This is a genomic window from Tsuneonella troitsensis (assembly GCF_001441535.1).
Lineage (GTDB): Bacteria > Pseudomonadota > Alphaproteobacteria > Sphingomonadales > Sphingomonadaceae > Tsuneonella > Tsuneonella troitsensis.
This window is the reverse complement of sequence record NZ_LMAU01000001.1, coordinates 437,343-457,616: the sequence shown is the minus strand read 5'-3', so window position 1 is coordinate 457,616 and position 20,274 is coordinate 437,343. Positions and strand designations below refer to the sequence as shown.

Below are 20,274 nucleotides of genomic sequence, written 5' to 3'. Positions count from 1 at the left end.
TCTCCTTCTTGCGCTCAACGCCAGCGAAGCTAGGGGCGTTCCGATGCGCCAGTTCCTTTCCGACAATGCCGCCGCCGTCCACCCCCGCGTGTGGGACGCGATGCGCGCCGCGGACGAAGCCGACGCACCCTACGACAACGATGCCCTGTCGCGCCGCCTCGACGAGGCGTTCGGCGCGCTGTTCGAGCGTGAGGTGACCGTGTTGTGGGTGGCCACCGGCACCGCCGCGAACTGCCTCGCGCTCGCGACCCTGTGTCCGCCCCACGGCGGCGTCGTCTGTCACCGCGAGGCGCACATCGAGGTCGACGAGGCCGGCGCGCCCGGGTTCTACCTCCACGGCGCCAAGCTGATACTGGCAGACGGCGCAGGCGCGAAACTGACACCGGACGACGTGCGCGCCGCCATCGATCCCATCCGCGACGATGTGCACCAGGTACAGCCGCATGCGCTTTCGGTCACCCAGGCCAGCGAGTACGGTCGCAGCTACCGGCCTGAAGAACTGAACGCGCTGGGTGCGCTCGCCAAGTCGCGCGGACTGGGCTTCCATATCGACGGCGCCCGCTTCGCCAACGCCGTCGCGTTCCTCGGATGCCCCCCCGCGCAGGCCGCAGGGCCGTGCGACGCGCTGAGCTTCGGCTGCGTCAAGAACGGCGGGATGAGCGCAGAGGCGATCGTGTTCCTCGATCCTGCCGCCGCCGCGCTCGCCCGGTACCGCCGCAAGCGGGCGGGCCACCTGCAGTCGAAGGGCCGCTTCCTCGCCGCGCAGCTTCTCGCCATGCTCGACGGGGAACTGTGGCTCGACAATGCACGCGCCGCCAACGCCGCCGCCGCCGAGATCGCGGACGCGTGCGGCGAACGGCTGATGCATCCGGTCGAAGCGAACGAACTTTTCGTGCGCCTCACCGCCGCCGAGCGCGATGCACTGCGCGGCAAGGGGTTCGGCTTCTACGACTGGGGCGAGGATGCCGCGCGGTTCGTGACCGCGTGGAACACGCGTGAGGAAGACGCGCGCACGCTGGCCGACGCGATCGCAGCCCTGTGACCCAATCCCCGCCGCACGCGCTCCTGCGCCCGGGCATCGCGGTGCCATTCGTGCTCACGGCGATCATCTGGGGATCGACCTGGTACGTCATCCGGGGACAGATCGACGGCGTGCCGGCCCAGTGGTCGATCGCATACCGGTTCGCGATCGCCGCTCCGGCAATGTTCGCGCTCGCGCTGCTGATGAAGAAGCCCCTCGCCATGCCGGGACGGGCGCACGGACTGGCGCTGGCGATGGGCCTGTTCCAGTTCTGCGGCAATTATACCTTCGTCTATGCGTCCGAAGCCCACCTGACTTCCGGCGTGGTCGCGCTGCTGGTCGGGATGATGTTCGTGCCGAACGCGCTCCTCGCCCGCGCCTTGTTGGGGCAAGCGGTTACCGCGCGGTTCCTGTTCGGGAGCATGATAGCCCTTGCCGGGATCGGCGTGCTGCTGGTGAACGAAGCCCGCGTTGCGCCACTGGGCGGCAACGTCGCGCTGGGGACCGCGCTGGCACTGGGGGGAATGCTGTCCGCCTCGATCGCCAATGTCGTCCAGGCGGGACCGGCGGGCCGCGACGTTCCGCTGGTCAGCCTGCTGGCCTGGGCAATCCTCTACGGAACCGGGATCGATGTCGCGGCGGCCTGGCTGGTCGCAGGACCGCCGGTGGTGCCGACCGAGCCCGCTTATTGGTTGGGGACGGTGTGGCTCGCGATAGCGGGCACGGTCGTGACCTTCCCGCTCTACTACCAGCTCGTCCGCGAACTGGGAGCGGGCCGCGCGGCGTACAACGGAGTCCTGGTCGTGGTCATCGCCATGGCGATCTCGACCGTGCTCGAAGGATATCGCTGGTCGGCGCTGGCGATCGCGGGCGCGCTGCTTGCAACCCTGGGCATGATCGTCGCGCTCAGGGCGCGGCAGGTGCCCGTTCCCCCGCAAGAATAGCAGCCAAACCTTCGCGGTAGGTCGGAAAGGTCGGGTCCCAACCGAGCACGCGCCGTGCCTTCCCATTCGCCACCCGCCGGTTCTCGGCATAAAATCCGCGCGCCATCGGAGAAAGCCCCGCTTCGTCCAGCGATTGCAGCGGCGGCGGGTCGAGGCCCAGCAGGCGGCACGCTTCTTCGGTCACCGTGGCGGCACTTGCGGGCAGGTTGTCGGCCAGGTTGTAGGCGCCGGGCGGCGCGTCGAGCGCGGCGACGACCCCGTTGGCGATATCGTCGACATGAACCCGGCTGAAGACCTGCCCCGGAAGGTCGATCCGATGCGCCTTGCCCTCGCGTACGCGGTCGAGCGGCGAGCGGCCCGGGCCATAGATACCCGGCAGCCGAAAGATACGCGCACCCTTCGCCAGCCATGCCAGATCAGCCTCGGCCCGAGCCGAACGGCGGCCCGTTCCTACCGGCGAGGTTTCGTCCACCCAGGCGCCGGCGGTGTCGCCATAGACCCCGGTGGACGATAGGTAGCCCAGCCAACTGTGGCTCAGCGCATCACCATAGCGCGCTAATACCGGATCGCCGCCTTCCGTCGGGGGTACGGACGACAGGACGTGGCTCGCCCGCGTCAGCGCCGCGCGCACCCCGTCCTCGTCGTCGAACGAATGCGTCCCGTTGCGTCCCGTCGCCTCGATCCTCCAGCCGCCGAGCAGACTTGCGATGGCTTTCGACGAATATCCGAGGCCGAAAATGAACATATGTCCCATATCGTGCATTTAGCGCCTCGACACGCCCGCGATAAGGTTGGAACGAACGCCACATGGATATTGCCCGCACACCCTCGACGCCCGACGGCAACCCCGAAATGGCCGACGCGCCTCCCGCGCCCAAGCAGCCGCCGCTGATCCGCCGCGAGGATTACACGCCTTTTCCGTGGCGCGTGCCAGAGACCCGGCTCGAGTTCGCGTTGGGTATCGAGACGACGCGCGTGACCGCCACCCTCGTCGTGGCACCCAATCCCGACAGCGCGCCTTCGCAGGAACTGCGCCTGTCGGGCGACGGTTTGGAGCCGCGCTCGGTCGAAGTGGACGGACAGGGCGCCAACGACTGGCGCATGGACGATGGCGATCTCGTCATCGCGCTCAGCCCCGGCCCGCACGAAGTCCGCATCGTGACCGAGATCGATCCGGCGGCGAACAGCCAGTTGATGGGCCTGTACGCTTCGAACGGAATGCTCTGCACCCAGTGCGAGGCGGAGGGGTTCCGCCGCATCGCGTTCTTCCCGGACCGACCCGATGTGCTCAGCACCTACACCGTCCGGATGGAGGGGCCGAAGGAACTGTTTCCCGTGCTGCTGTCGAACGGCAACAAGGTGGACGAGGGCGACGAGCATGGTGCCGGAGACGCCTGGCACTGGGCCGAGTGGCACGATCCGTGGCCGAAGCCGAGCTATCTGTTCGCGCTTGTCGCCGGCGATCTCGTCTCGCGCAAGGACAGCTTCACGACAATGAGCGGACGCGAGGTCGAACTCGCGATCTGGGTTCGCGCGGAAGATTTGCCCCGCACGAGCCATGCGATGGAATCGCTCAAGAAATCGATGAAGTGGGACGAAGAGGTATTCGGCCGCGAATACGATCTCGACGTGTTCAACATCGTCGCGGTCGGCGATTTCAACATGGGGGCGATGGAGAACAAGGGCCTCAACGTCTTCAACACCAAATATGTGCTCGCCGATCCGGAAACCGCGACCGACGGCGATTACGACGGTATCGAGGGCGTGATCGCGCACGAATACTTCCACAACTGGTCGGGCAACCGGGTCACCTGCCGCGACTGGTTCCAGCTTAGCCTCAAGGAAGGTTTCACCGTCCTGCGCGACCAGATGTTCAGCCAGGACATGCAGGGCGAGGCGGTCAAGCGGATCGAGGATGTGCGCCTGCTGCGCAGCGTCCAGTTTCCAGAAGACTCGGGTCCGCTGGCCCATCCGATCCGGCCCGATTCGTTCCGCGAGATATCGAACTTCTACACCTCGACGATCTACAACAAGGGCGCCGAAGTTATCCGCATGATGCGCACGATGATGGGCGCCGAATCCTTCCGCAAGGGAACCGACCTCTATTTCGAGCGCCACGACGGCGAGGCGGCGACCTGCGAGGATTTCGTCAAGGCGATGGAGGACGGTGCCGGGGTCGATCTCGGTCAGTTCCGCCGCTGGTATTCTCAGGCAGGCACACCTAAGGTCGAGGTCGAACTGACCCACGACGGCGAGACGGCCAGGCTGACCCTCAGGCAGACTGTCCCGCCGACTCCCGGACAGCCTGACAAGTTGCCGATGGTGATCCCGCTCAAGCTGGCCCTATTCGACCGGGCGACCGGTCGTCACCGGGGCGAAGAGCTTGCCGTTCTCGTCGGCGAGCAGACAACCTTCGAATATGCCGGCTTCGCCGAAAAGCCCGTGCTCTCGATCAATCGCGGATTTTCCGCCCCCGTCTCGATCGAACGCGAGGCGTCCGTCGAGGACCTGGTATTCCTCGCCGCGCACGACGACGATCCGTTCGCGCGCTACGAAGCGATGCAGGAACTGATCGTCGGCCATCTGGTCGAGCTCGTCGGCGGCGGGCTTTCCGAAGCGGCGCGTGATTCTGCTCGCAATGCGATCGGCGGGGCCCTGCGCGCCGTGATCACCGATCCGAAGCTCGACGATTCGATGCGCGGCGAACTGCTGATGCTGCCGAGTCAGACCTACATTTCCGAGCAACTCCTCGTCGCCGACCCGGGCCGTGTGCACGAGGAGCGCGAGGCGCTGAAGGCGTGGCTGGGCCGAACGCTCGAAGCCGAACTGGTCGCGATGCACGAGCGGGCGAGCGGCGCATCGTCGGGCATCGACCAGGCCGCGCGCGGGGCCCGCAAGGTCAAGACGCAGGCGCTTGTGTTCCTGGCGGCGGGCAACCCGGCGCTGGGCGAACGCATTGCGGCAGCCCAGTACGATTCGGCCGAAACCATGACCGACCGGCAGGGCGCACTGATGGTCCTGTGCGGGCTGACCGGCCCCGAGCGGACCCACAAGCTGATCGACTTCTACAACCGGTATCGCGGCAACCCGCTGGTGATCGATAAGTGGTTCAGCCTTCAGGCGGCATCGCTGCACCCCAACACCATCGAGCACGTCAAGGCGCTCGCGGGCCATCCCGATTTCACGCTCAAGAATCCGAACCGGGTGCGCAGCCTGTACATGGCGTTCGCGGGCAATCCGCACGCGTTCCATGCCGCAAGCGGGGAGGGATATCGCATGGTGGCGGACCTTATCCTCGCGCTCGACCCGCTGAATGCGCAGACCGCCGCCCGCTTCGTGCCGCCGATGGGGCGGTGGCGGAGGGTCGAGCCCGGCCGGGCCTCCATCATGCGTGCGGAGCTGGAACGGATCGCCGGAGCCCAGGGCCTGTCGCGCGACACGTTCGAGCAGGTGACGCGCAGCCTTGACTGAGTCGCTTCGCTCGCAGGTTCTGGAAGGGGTCGCGCACGGGTTCATGACCCGCCGGGGCGGAGTCTCGACCGGCCCGGTGGCAAGCCTCAACTGCGGCTTCGGCGCCGATGACGATCGCGCAGCGGTAGCGGAGAACCGCCGGATCGCGGCAGGGGCGGTGCTGCCCGGGGCAACCCTTGTCGGCGTGCATCAGGTCCACTCGGCCGACGTGGCCACCGTCGGCGATCCGTGGGACGAAACCGGCAAGCCGAAGGCCGATGCCCTCGTGACCGACCGGCCCGGCGTGTTGCTCGGCATCCTGACCGCCGATTGTGCGCCGATCCTGCTCGCCGACCCGGAAGCGGGAGTGATCGGGGCCGCTCATGCCGGTTGGCGGGGGGCGCATGGCGGAGTGATCGGCAACACCGTGGCCGCGATGGAAATGCTGGGGGCATCGCGCGACAGGATCGGCGCCGCGGTCGGACCCTGCATCGCGCAGGAATCGTATGAGGTCGGACCCGATTTCCGGGCGCAGTTCACGGATGGCGACGCACGCTTCTTCATGGCCGGCGAACAAGGGCACTGGCAATTCGACCTGCCGGGGTACGTGCTGCACCGCCTGACCGAGGCGGGCCTGCAACGTATCGAGGCGCTGCATCGCGACACCTATGCCGAGCCCGACACGTTCTTCTCGTTCCGTCGGTCGACGCACCTTGGAGAGCCGACCTACGGGCGGTTGTTGTCACTCATCGGGCTGCGGGCCTGACCACGTCCTGAAGACGCGTCCGAAAAGCGCCACAATGGCGGTTGGCAACATGGCATTTGCCGTCTATGCGCGCCGCAAACCGGCACCGTAGAGCGCCCTTCGGGCGTCCTTCGGCGAACCGCGAAACAGGGGCCGTCGCTTCTTCTCGCAACTGCCGGTAGGCTCGAATTCGGCGTCCTTCCCATCCGGGTCGGCGCAAGCAAGCGAAGGCAAGGTACGGCTGATGGCTGATACGACTGGCGACGCGATCCCGGGGACCGTTACGGTCGACGACGACGGGGTTCGGCGGCGCGATTTCATCAATATTGCAGCCGTCGCCGCCGCAGGCGTCGGCGGGATTTCGGTCCTGTTCCCGCTGATCAGCCAGATGGCTCCCTCGGCCGACGTGCTCGCCGAGAGCAGCACCGAGGTCGATGTGTCGGCGATCCAGCCCGGCCAGGCGATCAAGGCGATCTTCCGCAAGCAGCCGCTGTTCGTGCGCCGCCTGACCCCGGCGGAGATCGATGCAGCGAATGCCGTACCGGTCGGCTCGCTTCGCGATCAGCAGACGCTCGACGATCGGACCAAGGAAGGTCACCGCGACGTCCTGATCACGATGGGCGTTTGCACCCACCTGGGCTGCGTCCCGCTCGGCGCCGCCGAGGGCGAGGTCAAGGGCGAGTTCGGCGGGTACTTCTGCCCCTGCCACGGATCGCACTACGACACCGCGGCGCGCATCCGCAAAGGCCCGGCCCCGACGAACCTCGAGGTGCCGGAGTACGAATTCATCAGCGACACCGTCGTCAGGGTCGGCTGAGGCGAGAGAGAGCAACCATGAGCTTCCCCTGGGCCCAACAGTATCAACCCACCAACGCCTTCACGCGTTTCATGGACGAGAAGCTGCCGCTGCCGCGTCTTGTCTACAACGCGATCGGTGGCGGCTATCCGGTGCCGCGCAACCTGAACTACATGTGGAATTTCGGCGTCCTCGCCGGGTTCTGCCTCGTGCTTCAGATCGTCACGGGCGTCGTGCTGGCGATGCATTACGCCTCGAACGCACAGGTGGCATTCGCTTCGACCGAACACATCATGCGCGATGTCAACTGGGGCTGGATGCTGCGCTACGCGCACGCCAACGGCGCGAGCATGTTCTTCGCGGTGATCTATCTCCACATTTTCCGCGGGTTCTTCTATTCCAGCTACAAGGCCCCTCGCGAGATGGTCTGGCTGCTGGGCGTGGTCATCTTCCTGCTGATGATGGCAACCGGCTTCATGGGCTACGTCCTTCCCTGGGGGCAGATGAGCTTCTGGGGTGCCAAGGTCATCACCGGCCTGTTCGGCGCCATTCCCCTGGTCGGCGAGCCGATCCAGGTCTGGCTGCTGGGCGGTTACGCACCCGACAACGCGGCGCTCAACCGCTTCTTCAGCCTGCACTACCTGCTGCCGTTCGTGATCGCGGGCGCCGTCATCCTGCACATCTGGGCGCTGCACCTCACGGGTTCCTCGAACCCGACCGGCGTCGAGGTGAAGCAGGAAAGCGACACGATCCCGTTCCATCCGTACTACACGGCGAAGGACGGCTACGGACTGGGCATCTTCCTGCTGATCTACTGCGCGCTGCTGTTCTTCGGCCCGAACCTGCTCGGTCACCCGGACAACTACATCGAAGCGAATCCGCTCTCGACCCCGGCGCATATCGTGCCCGAATGGTACTTCTGGCCGTTCTACGCGATCCTGCGCGCCTTCACGGTGGACCTGCACATCCCGTTCACGGCCATCGTGATCATCGAGGCCAAGCTGCTGGGCGTGCTGGCGATGTTCGCGGCGATCCTGCTGTGGTTCTTCCTGCCTTGGCTCGACAAGGGTCCGGTGCGCAGCGGCCACTATCGCCCGCTGTTCCGCAAGTTCTTCTGGTTCGGCCTGATCCCGGCGATGCTCGTCCTGTTCTACTGTGGCGGTGCGCCGGCGGAGGAACCGTTCGTGATGCTGAGCCAGATCGCGACCGCATACTACTTCCTCCATTTCCTCGTGGTGCTGCCGATCATCTCGATGATCGAGAAGCCCGAGCCGCTGCCGTACTCGATCACCGAGGCTGTGCTTGGCGAGGACAAGGCTGCGGTGCTGGGCGAGAACGCACAGCCGGTCGGCGTGTGACCACCGGTTTAGGGAAAGCGACACGACAATGATCCGTCTCATCGGAATCCTCACCGGCCTGTTCTTCGCCTTGATGGCGGTGTGGGGCTTCGGCACCGGCCTAGCCACCGTCATTTCCGACGGTCAGCTCAAGGAAAAGACCGCGGAGTACGAGTTCCACCTGAAGCCGCGCGATGCGGGCCTCGCGTCCGATGGTGCGTTCGGCAAGTGGGACCTGGCGCAGCTCCAGCGCGGCATGCAGGTCTACAAGGAAGTGTGCGCCGCCTGCCACGGCCTTAAGTTCGTGGCCTTCCGCGATCTCGCGGCGCTGGGCTACAGCGAAGCGGAAGTGAAGGCGATCGCCGCCGGCTTCCAGGTGCCGGGCATCGACCCCACCACCGGCGAGGCGAACACGCGTCCCGGCCTGCCGACCGACTACTTCCCCTCGCCCTATCCCAATGCGGTGGCGGCTGCGGCGGCGAACAACAATGCCATCCCGCCAGACCTTTCGCTGATGGCCAAGGCGCGCAAGGACGGTTCGAACTACGTCTATTCGCTCCTTACCGGATATCGCGACGTCAACACCTTCACGGTGGACGGCAAGACTGTGAAGCAGGTGTTCCCGGAGTTCGCGACCCCGCCGAACACGCACTTCAATCCGTATTTCGCGAACCTCAACATCGCGATGGCAGCGCCGCTGATGGTCGATGGCCAGGTGACTTACGCCGAGGGCCAGCCGGCCCCGACGGTCGACCAGATGTCCAAGGATATCGCCGCGTTCCTGACCTGGACGGCGGAACCCAAGAAGGTGAAGCGGACTCAGGTCGGCTGGCCGGTCATGGGCTTCCTGCTGTTCGCCACGATCCTTGCATGGATGGCGAAAAACCAGGTCTGGGCGGCGATCAAGCCGAAGAAGAAGAAGGCCTGATCGGACCCATCGACGGGACCCGGAGGGCGTGAGCCCTGACGATCTGAAAGCACTCGTACGCTCGGTGCCGGACTTCCCGGCACCGGGCGTTCTTTTTCGCGACATCACCACGCTGATCTCGCACGGCGACGGACTTCGCGCCGCTGTGGGCCACCTCGCCGAACGAGCCCGCGGAGTTGAAGCGATCGCCGGGATGGAAGCCCGCGGTTTCATCTTCGGCGCGGCGGCCGCGATCGAACTGGGCGTCGGGTTCATTCCCGTCCGCAAGCCGGGCAAACTGCCGGTGCCGACGATCGGGGTAGATTACCAACTGGAATACGGCACGGATCGACTCGAAATCGATCCGGGCGCGATACGTCCGGGACAACGCATCGCGATCGTCGACGATCTGGTCGCGACCGGCGGCACCGCCCTGGCCGCGACCGAATTGCTGCGCATGGCCGGGGCCATCGTCGAGGATGCGCTGTTCGTGATCGACCTGCCCGATCTGGGCGGCGCGGACCGTCTGAGAGCGACCGGACTTTCAGTCGATGCGCTGATGAGCTTTCCGGGGCATTGACGCCGACGCCCCGGGCATGGCAAGCGCGCCTCCGGAACGAGCGGGTATAGCATAGTGGTAATGCACTAGCCTTCCAAGCTAGCTAGAGGGGTTCGATTCCCCTTACCCGCTCCAAGCCGCCGCGGGACTCGAGCTCCCCGAATTTCCCGACCACCCCTGCTACTCGGCTGGCTCGACCGCCATGTTGTCGATCAGCCGCGTGCCGCCGATCCGTGCCGCCACGAGAAGGCGCGCAGGCCGCGGCTCGGTTGCCTCGATCGGCATCAGGCTCTCGGCATCGGCCAGGGTCACGTAGTCGATACTCTCGAACCCGGCCTGCAGCAGATGCGCCTCGATCGCGGCCAGCGTCGGCGCCACGGCGCTCCCGGACAGCAGAGCCTCGATGCCTTGGCGCATCGCCTTTGGCAGGGCCGCCGCCTGCGCGCGCGCTTCGGGCGAAAGATACTGGTTTCGGCTGGACAGGGCGAGTCCATCGGCTTCGCGAACGGTCGGCACGCCTATGATCGCAGCGACGTGCGGCAACACGAGATCGAGATCGCGGGCCATTCGCCGGATCACGGCGAGCTGCTGCCAGTCCTTTTCCCCGAACAGCGCGACGTCGGGCCGGACCTGGTTGAAGAGCTTGCACACCACCGTCGCGACCCCGTCGAAATGTCCCGGCCGCGCCGCCCCGCACAGTCCGTCGCTGACTCCGCCGACCGACACATTGGTCGCAAAGCCCGCCGGGTACATCGCGCCGACATCGGGCGCCCAGAGCAACTCGACCCCCTCACCCTCGAGCAGTGCGGCATCGGCCGCCATCCGACGCGGATAGGCATCCAGATCCTCGTTCGGACCGAACTGCTTGGGGTTCACGAAGATCGAGACCGCGACCGCATCGGCGTGCTTTCGCGCCTCTCGCACGAGCGTCAGATGCCCCTCGTGCAGCGCGCCCATGGTCGGGACCAGCGCCAGGCGCTTGCCCTTGCCCCGCAGCAGGTCCACGGCGCTTCTCAACACTTCCAGTGTGGTGGCGGTTTGCACGGCGTGCGATCCCTCCGCTATTCTCGGCCCAGGACCAACGCCCTAGACGGGGCCAAACGGGATTGCACGCGTGACCAGACCTCACCGTATCGTCTTCGCCAACGAGAAGGGCGGAACCGGCAAGTCGACCACCGCGGTGCACGTCGCGGTCGCGCTCGCCTATCGCGGTGCAAAGGTGGCGGCGATCGACCTCGATCATCGTCAACGTACGCTGTTCCGTTACCTCGAGAACCGCGCGGAGACAGCTGCCCGTCGCGGCATCGATTTGCCGACCGCGCAGTTCGAGGTATTCGAAGGCGGATCGACCGAGGAGCTCGAAGCGTTGACCGCGACCATCGGCGAGGGGTGCGACTTCGTGGTGTTCGATACCCCGGGTCGCGACGATCCCCTTGCGCGGCACTCGGCGACGGAAGCCGATACGCTGGTCACGCCGCTCAACGACAGCTTCGTCGATTTCGACCTTATCGGGCAGGTCGATGCCGAGACCTTCAAGGTGCGTAAGCTGTCGTTCTACGCCGAACTCATCTGGGAAGCGCGGATCAAGCGCAGCCGTACCCAGCTCGAACAGGGTCGGCGCGAAATGGACTGGATCGTGGTGCGCAATCGCACCGGCCACGTCGAGGCACGCAACATGGCGCGCATCGAGCAAGCGTTGCGCGAACTGTCGAAGCGCGTCGGTTTCCGCGTTGCCAGCGGCCTGTCCGAGCGCGTGATCTACCGCGAGCTTTTTCCCAGCGGATTGACGCTGCTCGACAAGGGTCACCTGGGCGAGCTCGGCACCAGTCACCTGGTAGCCCGGCAGGAGCTGCGCAGCCTTGTCGCCGCGCTCAACCTACCGGCCGCGGCGCATCGCGAGGCCGAACTGGCGCTCGCCTGACTTAGGCGCTAGCCCACGCGCCCATGGTCAAGATACTGCTCATCGTCGCGCTTGTCGCATTCGGTTGGCGCGTCGCATTCGGTCGCTGGCCCTGGGATTACCTGACGGCAAAACCGACCCGCGGCCTGGCCACGTTCGAAGCGCGAAAGCTGCTCGGACTGCCGGACAGCTATTCGCGCGAGGACGTGATCAAGGCCCATCGCCAGCGGATCGCCGCGGTCCACCCTGACCGGGGCGGCAGCGACGCCAAGGTGCACGAGGCGAACGCCGCCCGCGATCTACTGCTGTCGGACCTCGATCAAACCGATTGAAGGCTATTTTCGTGAACCATCATTTTCATCCTACGACGCTGCGTGAATACGACATTCGTGGCATCATCGGAGAGACACTCGGCGCAGACGATGCGCGCGCGATCGGTCGGGGGTTTGCCAGCATGCTTCGCGAGGCCGGCGGCAAGACCGTGGCGGTCGGTTACGACGGGCGGATCAGCAGCCCGATGCTCGAACACGCGCTGATCGAAGGCCTTACCGGCAGTGGTTGCGACGTCGTGCGGATCGGAATCGGGCCCACGCCGATGCTGTACTACGCCGAGGCTTCAGCCGACGATGTAGATGGCGGCATTCAGATAACTGGCAGCCACAATCCCGCCAATTACAACGGCTTCAAGATGGTATTTCGCGGCCGCCCGTTCTTCGGTCAGGACATAGCCGAACTTGGCCGACGTGCCGCGACCGGAGACTGGCTCGACGGGCTGGGCGAAGTCTCCACGCGCGCGATTTTCGAGGAGTACGTCGAGCGGCTGCTCGAACCTCTGGACGGGCTGGACCGGGATGTGCTGGGCGGTCTTCGTATCGGTTGGGATGCGGGCAACGGTGCTGCCGGCCCCGCGCTCGAGGCGCTGGCCGCCCGGCTCCCAGGGGAGCATCACCTTCTCTATACCGAAATCGATGGGTCGTTTCCCAATCATCATCCTGATCCTACCGTTCCCGAAAATCTCGTTGATCTGCAGCGACTTGTCGCGGCAAGGAAGCTCGACTTCGGAGTGGCTTTCGATGGCGATGGCGACCGGATCGGCGCGATCGACGGTGAAGGCCGGGTCATCTGGGGAGATCAGCTGCTCATGATCTTCGCCGAGGACTTGCTCGCAAGAATGCCCGGCGCGCCGGTCATCGCCGATGTGAAGGCCAGCGGGGCGCTATTCGAACGCGTCGCCGAACTCGGTGGCAGACCGATGATGTGGAAGACCGGGCACAGCCTGATTAAGTCCAAAATGAAGGAGATTGGCGCGCCGCTCGCCGGCGAGATGAGCGGCCACGTGTTCTTTGCCGACACGTATTACGGCTTCGACGATGCGCTCTATGCCGCCGTTCGACTGATCGCCGCGTCGGTGCGGCTGGGCAAGTCGGTCACCCGGCTACGCAGCGAAATGCCCGCAATGATCAACACGCCCGAGCTGCGCTTCCAAGTGGATGAGACACGCAAGTTCGCCGCGATCGACGAGATCAAGGCGCGATTGGCCGAATCGCCGCTGGAGGTTGACGGGACCGACGGCGTGCGTGTCTCGACCCCCGACGGCTGGTGGCTGCTGCGTGCATCCAACACGCAGGACGTGTTGGTCGCCCGTGCCGAAAGCAAGACCGAGGCCGGACTGGCCCGGCTCTTGGCGCAGATAGACAAGCAGCTTGCCGCATCCGGCCTCGAGCGGAAGCCACAGGCCGGCCATTGAGCCCGGCGGACCTGTCCGCGGCAACGGACCGCGTGCAACTTAACAACTGGTCGGGTTTGGAACCTACCGGTCGGGTTGCGAGTCTCCATTGTTCACAGGAGACTGAACACGATGTTCGTGGACGAACACACCCGCACCGCGGGCGAAGAAGAATTGCGTGAGCGCATCGTTGCGCCGGAGTTTCCCTGCGTGGGCGCCAAGTCGGCTCTCGCGCGCGGGACACTCAAGACCCTCGTCTGCCACAGCCTCTCGAGCGGCTGGGACGACGTTCGGATCCATCGTGAGTTGATGGAATGGGCGCGCGGCTATCGTGAGGATCCCAAAGGGCTCCGCAGCCTTGCCGTGGTCTTTTCGGGGCCCGACGACCTCGACGAGCGGACTTTCGAGCGCCTGATGTGGGAGCGCATTCAGTCGTTCGCGGACAAGGATCACTGGCTCGGCCAGCCTTACGATCACCGGGTTAGCGCGGACCCCGACGATCCGCATTTCTCATTGAGCTTCGGGGGCGAGGCCTTCTTCGTCGTGGGCCTGCACCCCAGCGCCTCTCGCCCGGCTCGCCGCTTTCCCCGCCCCACCCTGGTATTCAACCTCCACGCCCAGTTCGAAACGCTGCGCGAGGAAGGAAAATACGAACGGATGCGTGAGCGCATTCTCGAACGCGACGTCGAACTGGCCGGCTCGATCAACCCGATGCTTTCGCGTCACGGCGATGCGAGCGAAGCGCGCCAGTACAGCGGGCGCGTGATCGAAAAGGGATGGCAGTGTCCGTTCCGCGACAAGCGGCTGGAAGAAGCCGCGTGACGTTGGAAATACCGCCAAGAAGCGGCACCGCTTTCAGGATGGCGGCAGGGGACACCCTGCGCGTGATAGATCCGATTGGCCAACAGGTCAGCGATCTGGTCGCTTTCGCCGCAGACGACGTGCGCGAGGCGATCTCCAACGGGCGCACTTTCGATTATGAGGAGACGCTGCGGATCACGACCGGCCATCGGCTCTGGTCCAACCGATCCCGGGTGATGCTGGAGATCGTGGAGGATACGGTGGGCTGCCATGACTTCCTCCTCACACCGTGCAGCGAAGCGACGTTCCGTCATTTCTACCCTGAGCACCCGGTCCATCGCGGATGCTTCGGAAACCTGGCCGATGCACTGCTTCCCTTTGGTATCGAGCCCGACGCGATCCCGTGCGCGTTCAACGTGTTCATGAACGTTCCGGTGGCACCGGACGGCAGCATACGTGTGGATCCGCCGATCAGCACGGCAGGTTCCTATATCCGGCTGCGGGCGGCGATGGACCTTGTCGTCGGCCTTACGGCGTGTTCCGCCTATGCTTCGAACGGAGGCAGCTTCAAACCCATCCATTTCGAGATCGAGGGCAATCAGCCCAACGATTAGGCGCTGTCGCGAGGTCTAAAGCAGCGCACCCTATGGAGCTTTCCGGATGGGCGTGCTTTGCACCTGAGATGAGCGTTCCTCAGCCTCCCTCCCTATCAGCGGTCCCGGCCGAGATCGAAGGCTGGTTTGCAGGCCGGGGCTGGCGTGTTCGTCGCCATCAGGCCGAGATGCTTTCCGCCAGCGATCGCGGGCAGCACACGCTGCTGGTCGCGGATACGGGCGCGGGCAAGACGCTGGCAGGATTCCTGCCCACCCTAGAGGCGTTCTGCCCTTCGCGACTGGATAATGCGGTGCCGCCTGAAGGCCTGCATACGCTCTACGTCAGCCCGCTCAAGGCGCTGGCGCATGACGTACAGCGGAACCTCGTTACTCCGGTCCAAGAGATGGGTTTGCCCATCCGGATCGAGACCCGGAGCGGCGATACGCCGTCAGATCGCAAGAAGCGCCAGCGAACGAAGCCTCCGCACGTCCTGCTTACGACGCCCGAATCGCTGTCGCTCCTGCTGAGCTATCCCGACAGTTTCACGCTGTTTGCCGGACTGAAGCGGGTGGTGATCGATGAAGTGCACGCCTTCGCCACCGGCAAGCGCGGCGACCTATTGGCCCTGGCCTTGAGCCGCTTGCAGGCGATTGCGCCCGAAATGGAACGCGCCGCCTTGTCGGCCACGCTCGCCAATCCCGAAGGCTTTCGCGAATGGCTGGCGCCGTTCGGCGATATCGACACGGTATCGCTCATCGAGGGCGAGCCGGGCGCACCGGCCGAAGTGGAGATCCTGCTGCCGGACGAAGAGCGGGTGCCATGGGGCGGTCATGCGGCGACTTGGGCGATCCCGCAGCTCTACGAAGAGATCAAACGGAACCGCACCACGCTGATCTTCACCAACACGCGCTTCCTAGCCGAATACGTCTTCCAGAACCTTTGGAACGTGAACGAAGAAACGCTGCCGATCGGGGTTCATCACGGATCGCTGTCGAAGGAGGCGCGGCGTAAAGTCGAAGGAGCAATGGCGCGGGGCGAGTTGCGGGCTCTGGTGGCAACTGCCAGCCTCGACCTCGGCATCGACTGGGGCGATATCGATCTTGTCGTGCAGATGGGTGCGCCCAAGGGATCGAGCCGTCTGTTGCAACGCATCGGCCGGGCAAACCACCGACTCGATTGCCCCAGTCGTGCGATCCTCGTGCCCGGAAACCGGTTCGAGTTCCTCGAAGCGACCGCTGCCAAGGATGCTGTCGACGAGGGCCAGAGGGACGGCGAGGACTTCCGGCCCGGCGGGCTCGACGTGCTGGCTCAACACGTGATGGCCTGCGCGTGCGCCGGCCCGTTCGACGAAGGCGCGTTGCTCGCCGAAGTCCGATCTAGCCTCGCCTATGCTTGGGTCGATCCACCGACCTGGGAGCGCGTGCTGACGTTCGTTGCGACCGGTGGATACGCGCTGAAGGCCTACGACAAGTTCCGGCGCATCGTGAAGGACCGCGATGGCGTGTGGCGCCTCACCCACCCCGAACATGCCGCACGCCATCGGCTCAACGCCGGTATCATCGTCGACAGCGAAATGCTGGACGTCCGCTTCAAGAACGGCCGGTCGCTGGGCAAGGTCGAGGAAAGGTTCGCCGCAAGCCTGAGCCCCGGCGATACATTCCAGTTCGCCGGCATCAATCTCGAGGTCGAGCGGATCCGCGACATGGAGCTGACCGTCCGCGCATCTAGTAAGGCGGCGATGATCCCCAGCTACGGCGGTCAGCGGCTTCCGCTTACGACGCACCTGGCGACTCGGGTGCGCGAAATGCTGGTCGATCGCACCAGCTGGGCGCGGTTTCCCGACGATGTGCGGGAATGGCTGGAGGTGCAGGACTGGCGTTCACAGATGCCGGGGCCCGATACCTTGCTGGTCGAAAGCTTCCCGCACGCGCGCAAGCACTACACGGTCTATTACACCTTCATCGGGTGGAACGCGAACCAGTCGCTGGGAATGCTAATCACCAAGCGGATGGAGGACCGCGGCCTGATGCCGCTGGGCTTCAATGCCAACGATTACTGTCTGGCGGTATGGGGCATGAAGCCGGTCGCGGACCCGGTGCCACTACTATCGCCCGATATTCTGCAGGACGAATTCGTCGACTGGGTGCAGAACTCGCACCTGCTGCGGCGCGCGTTCCGCGAAGTGGCCGTGATCGGTGGGCTGGTGGAGCGACAGCACCCGGGCAAGCGAAAAACAGGCAAGCAGGTCACCTTCTCCACCGACCTGATCTACGATGTCCTGCGGAAATACGAACCCGACCACGTCCTTTTGGAAGCCGCATGGGCCGATGCGCGCACCCGGATGACCGACGTCGGCCGGTTGGGCGACCTGCTGGACCGGGCCGCGGATGAGGTGGTCCATGTCGAACTCGACCGCGTGAGTCCGCTGGCCGTTCCGGTGATGACACTGATCGGGCGCGAGGCGATGCCCCAAGGGGCCATCGACGACGAATTGGTGCTCGAAGCGGAGACGCTGGCCGCAGCGGCGATGCGGGTCGATCCGCTCAGCGGCGCCGCGCGCAATTAATCCAATCCCGTTAGTGAGGACACGAAAAAGGGGCGGATCGCTCCGCCCCTTGCTCGTTTCATTCGATTTCGAGAGGCGTCAGCCGGCCTTGCCGAATTCGCGATACTTTTCGTTGCCCACGAAGCCGAATTTGCTCACGCCGGATCCCTTGATGACGTTGAGGACGCGGATCGACAGGTCATACGAAGCCTGCTGATCGGGTTCGAACTGCAACTCGGGTTCCGGTGTGATAGCCTTAGTCGCCTCGAGGTTGCGTACCAGTTCGCCGTCGTTGATCGGCGTGCCGTTCCACAGGATCACGTTCTCCGGCGTCAGCACGATCTTGTTCTTGATCGGGTCGATCATGTCCGGTGGCGGCGGAGTGTTGTTCGGCACCGGAAGGTCGATGTCGACCGAGTGGGTCGCGACCGGGATCGTGATGATGAACATGATCAGGAGCACGAGCATGACGTCGATCAACGGCGTCGTGTTCATCTCCATCATCGGCGAGCCATCGTCCTTGCCGCCTGACATTGCCATGGTGGGTTACTCCTAAGTTCTTCTGTCGCGTCGAAACGCAGCGGTGATACGTTCGGCTTGTCAGCCGTTCGGATCGACCGGGTTCGAAATGAAGCCGACCGTCGGATAACCGGCAGCCTGGACGTTGTAGATGGTGCCCGCAACACAGCGCCAGGGCGCTTCCACGTCGCCGCGGATGTGAACCTGCGGGATGCTTTCCGGATTTTCCATCAGCGCTTCAGGGCCACCGGCCGCCTGCACGATGGAATCGAGCCGCTCGAAAGCCTGGTCGTAGAGCTCCCTCGAGTCGACCGGAGTGGTGTTGTTGAAATACACCCGGCATTCGCCGTTGCGCGAAGCTCCGGCAAAACCGGGATCACCTGCGCTGAGACCGGCAGCGTCGGTCGTGCTGACCGTGAGCAGCAGGTTCTCGACCTTGTCCTTCGATTCGCTGGACGGCATCACCGGCAGCTTGAGCTTCTCGATCGTCTGGATCGCGACCGGAATCGCGATGAGGAAGATGATCAGAAGCACCAGCATCACGTCGACCAGCGGCGTGGTATTGATGTCCGACATCGGCGTCTCGCCGCCGCCGCCTCCGGTAGAAATCGCCATGGGCTTCCTGTCCTATTTCAATTCAATCGTGAGCAGGGGGTATCGGAGAGGCGACCTTCGTCGCCCCTCCGAAAATCCGCTCAGGGACGCGGCGCAGCCGGGGTAACGGGCTTGGCCGGAGCCGTTGCCGCTGCCTTGGCAGCCTGCTGCGTCGAAGTGGCCGTCATCACCGCAGGCTTCACCGAACCCTTCGAGTTGATGTTGGCGAGGATGTCGGTCGAGAAGCCCGAAAGAAGCTCGCCGATCCGCTTGTTGCGGCTCTGCAGCCAGTTGTAGGCGAGCACCGCGGGAACCGCCACGAGCAGACCGATCGCAGTCATGATCAGTGCTTCACCGACCGGGCCGGCGACCTTGTCGATCGAGGCCGAACCGGCAAGACCGATGTTGATCAGCGCGCGGTAGATACCGATAACCGTACCGAGAAGACCGACGAACGGAGCCGTCGCGCCGACGCTGGCGAGGAACGGAAGGCCACCGGCGAGCTTGGCGTTGATCGACGCTTCCGAGCGCGCGAGCGAGCCGTGAAGCCAGTCGTGAGCCTCCAGGCTGTCGGTCATCTTGCCGTGCTGTTCCTCGGCGGCGAGGCCATCGTCGACCAGCTGGCGCCAGGCGCTGTTCTTGTCGAGCTTGCCCGCGCCTTCGCGCAGGGTCGGTGCGCGCCAGAAGTTGCCGCGAACAGCCTTGTACTGATTGAAGATCTTCTGCTGCTCGAGCCACTTGGTGATGAGGATGTAGAACGATCCCACCGACATGATGACGAGCACGGTAAAGATCGACCAGGCGATAACACCGCCCTGGTTCATGGCTTCCCAGAAGCCGAACTGGTTCTTGGGCGCGGCTTCCGATGCGGCCGCAAGGAGTTCGATGTACATGGGTGAAAGTCCTCTCAGAAAATACGAATGAAACGAAGATGTTGCGTGATCATTCCGGAATTTGCCAGCGCACCGAACTCGACCAGGAACCGGCTACTGCCTGCCCATTTCCGTCGGTGGCCGGGTTGAACCGTGCACGCCGCTGGATCAGTGAGCACGTCGTGCTGTCGAGGTCGGAGTGACCGCTGGAACCGGTAACATTACAGCTGGTGACACGACCGTCTGCACCGATCTGGACCGTGAAACGAACGGTTCCCTCACGCTCTTCGCGCATGGCACGGCTGGGATAGTCGTTGTCGTTCGCCCAGCTGGCCGGATTTCCGCGCGGAGACGCCGACTTCGGCTGCACCCGCGGCGGCGGGGGAGCGGGAGGCGGCGGAGCGGCAACCGGAGCCGGCGGCGGCACACGCAGCGCCGGGGGCGCAGGCGGTGGAATCGTCGGCTGGGTCTGGATCGGCGGCGGTGCCGGCGCGATGTTGATCGGCGGGGGCGGCGCGACCGGGGGCGGCGGAGCGACGTCCGGCATCTCCTCAGGTGGCGGCGGCTCCTCCTCTGGCGGTGGCGGTTCCTCGATATCCACCGTCGTCACGCGCTCGACCGCCTTCTTGATCGCCGAATAGGCGAGGCCGGTCACGAGAGCATAACCGACGACGACGTGAACAAGCGCAACGATGATGATCGCAACAATGCGATTACCGCTCATCTGTTGGTCAGCGTAAGCCATTCAGTCGCATCACTCCATCGTTCATGCCGGGCCTGGCCCGGCAATACACATCAGAGGCGCGTACTCACGCCGCGCCCCGACGCAATTCCTGCTGTCCACCCTGTCGGTCCACCGCAATACACGGCAACCGAATGGCCCGCCGGTAATCCAATGACCCGGCCGGGGGCCGCGTCCGGAGGATCTTTATTCTTCTCCCCGGATCGCCGGACGCTTAACCGC

General features: G+C 64.9%; 20 protein-coding genes and 1 tRNA gene. 15 read left to right on the top strand and 6 right to left on the bottom strand.

Annotated features, from left to right (window positions below):
* Nucleotides 1-43: 43 nt before the first annotated feature.
* Both AR323_RS02310 and AR323_RS02305 read left to right on the top strand, forming a co-directional pair.
* On the top strand, nucleotides 44-1,042 hold the full coding sequence (locus tag AR323_RS02310; protein ID WP_057882314.1) for a threonine aldolase family protein: 999 nt from the start codon (nucleotides 44-46) through the stop codon (nucleotides 1,040-1,042).
* Nucleotides 1,039-1,965 (top strand): DMT family transporter, encoded by a 927-nt coding sequence (locus AR323_RS02305; RefSeq protein WP_057882313.1) that lies wholly within the window; start codon nucleotides 1,039-1,041, stop codon nucleotides 1,963-1,965. Before AR323_RS02310 ends, AR323_RS02305 begins: the two co-directional genes overlap by 4 nt.
* Here the strand turns inward: AR323_RS02305 and AR323_RS02300 are convergent.
* Nucleotides 1,928-2,719, bottom strand: coding sequence for a Rossmann-fold NAD(P)-binding domain-containing protein (locus AR323_RS02300; RefSeq protein WP_057882312.1), 792 nt, complete (start codon nucleotides 2,717-2,719; stop codon nucleotides 1,928-1,930). The genes AR323_RS02305 and AR323_RS02300 overlap by 38 nt on opposite strands.
* Before the next feature lie 53 nt (nucleotides 2,720-2,772).
* Here AR323_RS02300 and pepN point away from each other — a divergent pair, with 53 nt between their 5' ends.
* The 7 genes from pepN (at nucleotide 2,773) to AR323_RS02265 (ending at nucleotide 9,894) form a co-directional block, all read left to right on the top strand.
* On the top strand, nucleotides 2,773-5,436 hold the full coding sequence (gene pepN / locus AR323_RS02295; RefSeq protein ID WP_057882311.1) for an aminopeptidase N: 2,664 nt from the start codon (nucleotides 2,773-2,775) through the stop codon (nucleotides 5,434-5,436).
* Nucleotides 5,437-5,479: 43 nt separating this feature from the next.
* Nucleotides 5,480-6,181 (top strand): peptidoglycan editing factor PgeF, encoded by a 702-nt coding sequence (gene pgeF, locus AR323_RS02290; protein WP_057882581.1) that lies wholly within the window; start codon nucleotides 5,480-5,482, stop codon nucleotides 6,179-6,181.
* A 223-nt stretch (nucleotides 6,182-6,404) separates the two neighbouring features.
* Nucleotides 6,405-6,977, top strand: a complete 573-nt coding sequence (petA, locus tag AR323_RS02285; RefSeq protein ID WP_057882310.1) for a ubiquinol-cytochrome c reductase iron-sulfur subunit — start codon at nucleotides 6,405-6,407, stop codon at nucleotides 6,975-6,977.
* A gap of 17 nt (nucleotides 6,978-6,994) precedes the next feature.
* Nucleotides 6,995-8,314, top strand: coding sequence for a cytochrome b (locus tag AR323_RS02280; RefSeq protein WP_057882309.1), 1,320 nt, complete (start codon nucleotides 6,995-6,997; stop codon nucleotides 8,312-8,314).
* A gap of 28 nt (nucleotides 8,315-8,342) precedes the next feature.
* On the top strand, nucleotides 8,343-9,221 hold the full coding sequence (locus AR323_RS02275; protein ID WP_057882308.1) for a cytochrome c1: 879 nt from the start codon (nucleotides 8,343-8,345) through the stop codon (nucleotides 9,219-9,221).
* A gap of 28 nt (nucleotides 9,222-9,249) precedes the next feature.
* The gene (locus tag AR323_RS02270) at nucleotides 9,250-9,780 is read left to right on the top strand and encodes an adenine phosphoribosyltransferase (protein WP_057882307.1); all 531 of its coding nucleotides are present in this window, start codon (nucleotides 9,250-9,252) and stop codon (nucleotides 9,778-9,780) included.
* A 40-nt stretch (nucleotides 9,781-9,820) separates the two neighbouring features.
* A tRNA-Gly gene (locus tag AR323_RS02265) sits at nucleotides 9,821-9,894 on the top strand.
* Nucleotides 9,895-9,939: 45 nt separating this feature from the next.
* On the opposite strand, the gene panC is transcribed toward AR323_RS02265, so the two are convergent.
* On the bottom strand, nucleotides 9,940-10,803 hold the full coding sequence (panC, locus tag AR323_RS02260) for a pantoate--beta-alanine ligase (protein WP_057882306.1): 864 nt from the start codon (nucleotides 10,801-10,803) through the stop codon (nucleotides 9,940-9,942).
* Nucleotides 10,804-10,873: 70 nt separating this feature from the next.
* Between panC and AR323_RS02255 the strand changes: the two genes are divergently transcribed.
* From AR323_RS02255 to AR323_RS02230, 6 genes are all read left to right on the top strand, one after another.
* Nucleotides 10,874-11,680 carry a division plane positioning ATPase MipZ gene (locus AR323_RS02255; RefSeq protein WP_057882305.1) on the top strand — a complete coding sequence of 269 codons (807 nt, stop codon included), beginning with the start codon at nucleotides 10,874-10,876 and terminating at the stop codon, nucleotides 11,678-11,680.
* Between the two features lie 23 nt (nucleotides 11,681-11,703).
* Entirely contained in the window at nucleotides 11,704-11,991 is a 288-nt protein-coding gene (locus AR323_RS02250; protein WP_057882304.1) for a J domain-containing protein, read from the top strand.
* 11 nt (nucleotides 11,992-12,002) lie between these two features.
* The gene (gene pgmG, locus AR323_RS02245) at nucleotides 12,003-13,406 is read left to right on the top strand and encodes a phosphoglucomutase/phosphomannomutase PgmG (protein WP_057882580.1); all 1,404 of its coding nucleotides are present in this window, start codon (nucleotides 12,003-12,005) and stop codon (nucleotides 13,404-13,406) included.
* 111 nt (nucleotides 13,407-13,517) lie between these two features.
* A complete protein-coding gene (gene gntA, locus AR323_RS02240; RefSeq protein ID WP_057882303.1) occupies nucleotides 13,518-14,207 on the top strand; it encodes a guanitoxin biosynthesis heme-dependent pre-guanitoxin N-hydroxylase GntA in 690 nt (229 codons plus the stop codon).
* Complete coding sequence (locus AR323_RS02235) at nucleotides 14,162-14,800, top strand: DUF1989 domain-containing protein (RefSeq protein WP_057882302.1); 639 nt, start codon at nucleotides 14,162-14,164, stop codon at nucleotides 14,798-14,800. The genes gntA and AR323_RS02235 overlap by 46 nt, the downstream gene beginning before the upstream one ends.
* 68 nt (nucleotides 14,801-14,868) lie before the next feature.
* Entirely contained in the window at nucleotides 14,869-17,346 is a 2,478-nt protein-coding gene (locus AR323_RS02230) for a ligase-associated DNA damage response DEXH box helicase (RefSeq protein ID WP_057882301.1), read from the top strand.
* Between the two features lie 78 nt (nucleotides 17,347-17,424).
* Here the strand turns inward: AR323_RS02230 and AR323_RS02225 are convergent, their stop codons facing one another.
* From AR323_RS02225 to AR323_RS02210, 4 genes are all read right to left on the bottom strand, one after another.
* Entirely contained in the window at nucleotides 17,425-17,865 is a 441-nt protein-coding gene (locus tag AR323_RS02225; protein ID WP_057882300.1) for an ExbD/TolR family protein, read from the bottom strand.
* 60 nt (nucleotides 17,866-17,925) lie between these two features.
* A complete protein-coding gene (locus AR323_RS02220; RefSeq protein ID WP_200956662.1) occupies nucleotides 17,926-18,459 on the bottom strand; it encodes an ExbD/TolR family protein in 534 nt (177 codons plus the stop codon).
* Nucleotides 18,460-18,539: 80 nt separating this feature from the next.
* Nucleotides 18,540-19,331 (bottom strand): MotA/TolQ/ExbB proton channel family protein, encoded by a 792-nt coding sequence (locus tag AR323_RS02215; protein WP_057882299.1) that lies wholly within the window; start codon nucleotides 19,329-19,331, stop codon nucleotides 18,540-18,542.
* A 49-nt stretch (nucleotides 19,332-19,380) separates the two neighbouring features.
* Nucleotides 19,381-20,055 (bottom strand): energy transducer TonB, encoded by a 675-nt coding sequence (locus tag AR323_RS02210; RefSeq protein WP_057882298.1) that lies wholly within the window; start codon nucleotides 20,053-20,055, stop codon nucleotides 19,381-19,383.
* Between the last annotated feature and the right edge of the window lie 219 nt (nucleotides 20,056-20,274).